At 60.1% G+C, this 4133-nt stretch carries 5 protein-coding genes; 4 read left to right on the top strand and 1 reads right to left on the bottom strand.

Translation table 11 applies throughout. The features are described from left to right. The first annotated feature begins 440 nt into the window (after nucleotides 1–440). The 3 genes from QZ292_RS09855 to QZ292_RS09845 are packed head-to-tail and all read left to right on the top strand — an operon-like array spanning nucleotide 441 to nucleotide 1074. On the top strand, nucleotides 441–677 hold the full coding sequence (locus tag QZ292_RS09855; protein ID WP_294601076.1) for a hypothetical protein: 237 nt from the start codon (nucleotides 441–443) through the stop codon (nucleotides 675–677). After that, nucleotides 662–874, top strand: a complete 213-nt coding sequence (locus QZ292_RS09850) for a hypothetical protein (RefSeq protein WP_294601074.1) — start codon at nucleotides 662–664, stop codon at nucleotides 872–874. The genes QZ292_RS09855 and QZ292_RS09850 overlap by 16 nt, the downstream gene beginning before the upstream one ends. After that, nucleotides 859–1074, top strand: coding sequence for a hypothetical protein (locus tag QZ292_RS09845; protein ID WP_294601072.1), 216 nt, complete (start codon nucleotides 859–861; stop codon nucleotides 1072–1074). The genes QZ292_RS09850 and QZ292_RS09845 overlap by 16 nt, the downstream gene beginning before the upstream one ends. Nucleotides 1075–1179: 105 nt before the next feature. Here QZ292_RS09845 and QZ292_RS09840 read toward each other — a convergent pair whose 3' ends face one another. After that, nucleotides 1180–3444 carry a GH92 family glycosyl hydrolase gene (locus QZ292_RS09840; protein WP_294601070.1) on the bottom strand — a complete coding sequence of 755 codons (2265 nt, stop codon included), beginning with the start codon at nucleotides 3442–3444 and terminating at the stop codon, nucleotides 1180–1182. 164 nt (nucleotides 3445–3608) lie between these two features. Between QZ292_RS09840 and QZ292_RS09835 the strand changes: the two genes are divergently transcribed. Then, entirely contained in the window at nucleotides 3609–3743 is a 135-nt protein-coding gene (locus QZ292_RS09835) for a hypothetical protein (protein WP_294599778.1), read from the top strand. The last annotated feature ends 390 nt before the right edge of the window (nucleotides 3744–4133 follow it).

Below are 4133 nucleotides of genomic sequence, written 5' to 3'. Positions count from 1 at the left end.
GCCCGAGCGCAGTCGAAGCTCAACGGTCGCCCGCCCCGCTTAAAGAGGAATTTCACTCGTTTTGCGGTGAGCAAAATCGAGATGAAATTCCTGCGGTCGACTCAAAAAGTACTAAAGACCGCGCGCCGACGCCTAAGGAGGCGATTCAACTATTTCGGCGATGAGCCGAAATAGTTGAATCGCCCGGCGCGCGACAAAGCCAGTACCGCGCGCCACGCCTTAAGAGGGAAATCATTCAAAAGCGAGTTACGCTTTTGAATAAGATTTTCCAAAGGCGCGCGAACGAAGCCGTTTATCCGACAAGCGTCGAGCTGCTGTCCGTCTTTGGGTTTCGATCTCAATCTCTTTCCTTTATCCCGCTTAGGCCGCGGAGGCCCCTACTTTCTACTATGTGGTAGAAAGTAGGCAAAGAGCACATTCAAGGGGGACTCACATCCCCCTTGAAAATCCCCCGACGATTCGGCACCCTTTGGGAGTGCGGCCCGACAAACCCCGCCCCGGGCTACCGCGGTGCAAGCGAAGGCGCGTTGTGGTACATCGGCAGCAGCGGATACAGCTGGTCGTCTTCGGTCAACGGCACCAATGGCGTATACTTGAATTCTTACACGGCCGGTCTCAATTCCAGCGAAACGAATAATCGCGGCTACGGTTTTCAGTTGCGTTGCCTCTCGGAATAAACGGAGGCGGCCCCGCCCCGGGCTACCGCGATGCAATCTCGGGCGATCCGGTAAACGTCGGCAACAGCGGTTATAGCTGGATTTCTACCGTCAGCGATATTAACAGTCTGTATTTACGTTGCCTTGCGACAGGGCTCAATTCCAGCAGCACGACTTATCGTACCCATGGTTTTCAGTTGCGTTGCCTCTCGGAATAAACGGAGGCGGCCCCGCCCCGGGCTTCCGCTACGATATCTCGGGAGCGTTGGCGGCCAGCGGCAGCAACGGGTACAGCTGGGCTTCCACAATCAACAGTACCAATGGCATCATGCACTTGCATTTTAACGCGACTGCACTCTACCCCAGCAACGCGTACCACCGCGCCTTCGGTTTTCAGTTGCGTTGCCTCTCGGAATAAACGGCACCCACAGGGTGTTTTACTGGCCGCCTCGGCCTTAAATGGGTGGCTTCTACCCCAAAAACAGGCCGCCTCCGCCCCGTCGGGTCTACCCCTGAATAACCGCTACCTGCGCGGCTTGTCCGTGCAGTAGATCGTCAGCCGGCCCGCATCCGTCAGGGCCTTATGTGAGATGAAGTAACCCCGGAAAGGTTTACCTCCCAGCTCGATTTTTTCGATGTAGATGTTCTCCGGCGTGCGGTTCACCGCCTCGATCACCAGCTCCTTCTGCGTGTAATATTTCGGGTCGAGCCGGATCGTCACCCGGTCGAACGTCGGTGTGGTAATGACATACTCCGCCTTGGCCGGACACGCCGGGTAGATGCCCATCATCGAGAGGTTCTGCCAGGCGCTCATCGTCCCCGCGTCGTCGTTGCCCGGCAAGCCCCCCGGCCGGTTGCCGAAGTAGCGTTCCAGGCACTGGTTCACGTAGTACTGCGTCTTCCACTCCGAGCCCTTGACGTACGAGAAGTAGTACGGATAGCCCATGTCCGGTTCGTTGCCCATGTCGAAGTAGCCCCGGTCGAAGCAGGCGCTCAGCGAGTCGACGAACCGCCGCGGCGAGCCGTAGAGCTTGATGAGCCCCGGAATGTCGTACGGGATGTCGAACGAGTAGTTCCACGAGCTCCCCTCGTGGAAGCCGTTCACCGGTTTGAAATTCTCGCCCTCGCGCGGGTCGAAGCCCGGCATGAACGTCCCGTCCGGCAGCACCGGTCGCAACAGACCGTAGTTCTTGTCGAAATAGGTGCGGTAGCCCATCGCCCGGGCATTCAGCATCTCGTAGTCCGCCGTCCGGCCCAACGCCCGTGCCATCTGGCCGAGGCTCCAGTCCGCCACGTAGTACTCGATCGCCTGCGACACCGAGTTGTCGTACTTCGACCGCAGCGGGATGTAGTGGTTTTCCGTGTAGAAAGACTGGTCGCCGCGGATGCGGTTCTCAGCGGCCGGAGCCGTGGCGTTCTTGAGCATCGCCTGGTAGAGCGTCTCCGTGTCGATCCCCTTGGTGAGCCCCAGGAACCAGCAGGCCGTCATGTACGGCAGTGCCGCGTCGCCCTCCATCACCATGAACTCTTTGCCCGCGATCTCGAACTTCGGCAGGTTGCCCGCCTCGCGATACATCTGCATCATGCTGATCGCCATGTCGTTCTGCCGCTGCGGGAAGAAAAACGCTCCCATGAAGGGCGTCAGCCGGTAGACGTCCCAACCGCTGAACATCGTCAGCCGGTTCGTCCATTCCGGCATCCGCCGGATGCGTCCGCTCTCCATCTCGGGATAGTCGCCGTTGGCGTCCTGCAGCACGAACGGATGCACCCAGTTGTGGTAGAGCGCCGTGTAGAACTGCGTTTTCTGGTCTTCCGTCCCGCCGTCGAGGCTGACCACGCCCAGCACGTCGTTCCACGCCGCCACCGCATCCGCATAAATAGCGTCGAAGTTCTTCCCCCGCTGCTCCCGATCGAGGTTCTCGCGGGCATTCTCGATGCTCACGTACGAAACCCCCACCGAAACCTCGATCACCTCGCCGGCCGTGGTGGAGTAGTTGAACGCCACGCCGATATCGTCCCCCGCGATGGGCTGTTTGAAGCGGGTGTAGACTTTGTATTTGTTGCTGGTGCTGCTCCAGTCTTTGATGGCGCTCTGCGAGAAGTCGGGTTGTTTTTTCCAGTATTGGACGCTCTCGGCCGGCTTGTTCGTCCGCACGACGAAGTAGACCGGGATTACCGACTGCGGCACCCCGTAGCAGAAGTCGCCCATGATCTTGAACCCCTCGATTTCGGAGTCCGACACGATGCGGGCATAGCCGCCCGACTCGGTGGTGAGCCCCTGTCCGATGTTGAAGAGGATGTGCGACTCGCCGGCGGGGAAGGTATACCGCGACCGCGACGAGCGCAGCGTGGTGGTCATCTCGGCCAGCACGTCGTAGGCTTCGATTTTAGCCGAATAATAGCCAGCCTTGGCCGTCTGCTCGGCGAGCGGCGAGGCGTATTTTTGGAAGTCGACCTCCAGCGCTCCGGTCGTCGGCATCAGGAGGAGCGATCCCAGGTCGGGACACCCCACGCCGCTCAGGTTGACGTTCGTGAAGCCGATCGTCCACCGGTTGTCCCACACGTACGGGGTGGAGCACCAGCCGCCGGTGTGTACCGTGTGTTCGGGCCGCGGGATGGTGTTGAAGGGCGACATGCTGACCATCCCCTGCGGCACGACGGGCCCGGGCTGTGTGGTGCCGTAGTTCGAGGTGCCGATAAAGGGGTTGACATAGTCGGCCGGTGTTTTCTGTGCACCGGCTTGTCCGGTGGTGCACAGCGCGGCGGCTGCGATCAGGAGTTTTTTCATATCGGGTTCGGGTAGTTTGGTTTTTGCTGCTACAAAGATAGCCCGATTTTCGAATTTCGGCAGGGCCGGGGAGAGAGCTTGCGGGCCGGGGAGGCCGTTTCCGCATGCTGTACCCCGCCCCGGGCTGTCGCGACGCAGGATTTTATGGACAATCGGGTAATGCGATGGGAGTCGGTCGCAGCGGGTATAGCTGGTCACGTACTAAAGTCGTATTCTTGACTTTCAGCATAGAAGAACTCACTCCCAGCAGTACAACCAACCGTGCTTTCGGTGTTCAGTTGCGTTGCCTCTCGGAATAAACGGAAGACGACACCCTGCGGTTCGAAAAGCCGCCCGAGCAGAAAATCCATCACAGTGCGACGCCAGCGAAGGGCGCAACGAGCTCCGTCGAGTTGCAGCCCGCCGCCGGGGGTGGCGTCGGACTGCGCGACCCTACGGGTCGCAAAAGCTCGCCTCAATTCTCCGCCCCGTGTTCGCCTCACTGCGGCTCCGCTGTCGCTCCGCCGCGTTTCGCGCGCCTTACGCGATTCCTTCTATTTTGACTTACCGTCAAAATAGAGAATCGCTTCTTCAGGCGTGGCGCGCGGTGCCTTCGGGCACTCTGAAAGGGCCGCCTCTACCCTAACAGGATGGAACTGCCCTCGGGCCGGGCAGGCCCCACGTCCCGTGGACGGGCGATGCTCACGCAT

This window comes from uncultured Rikenella sp. (genome assembly GCF_910577125.1).
In the GTDB taxonomy this organism is placed as follows: Bacteria; Bacteroidota; Bacteroidia; order Bacteroidales; family Rikenellaceae; genus Rikenella.
This window is presented reverse-complemented; position numbering and strand designations above follow the sequence as displayed.

Excerpts from the sequence above, each read along its gene's own strand:
- QZ292_RS09840 (WP_294601070.1), bottom strand. The coding sequence starts at position 3,444 with ATGAAAAAACTCCTGATCGCAGCCGCCGCGCTGTGCACCACCGGACAA.
- QZ292_RS09835 (WP_294599778.1), top strand. The coding sequence starts at position 3,609 with ATGGGAGTCGGTCGCAGCGGGTATAGCTGGTCACGTACTAAAGTCGTA.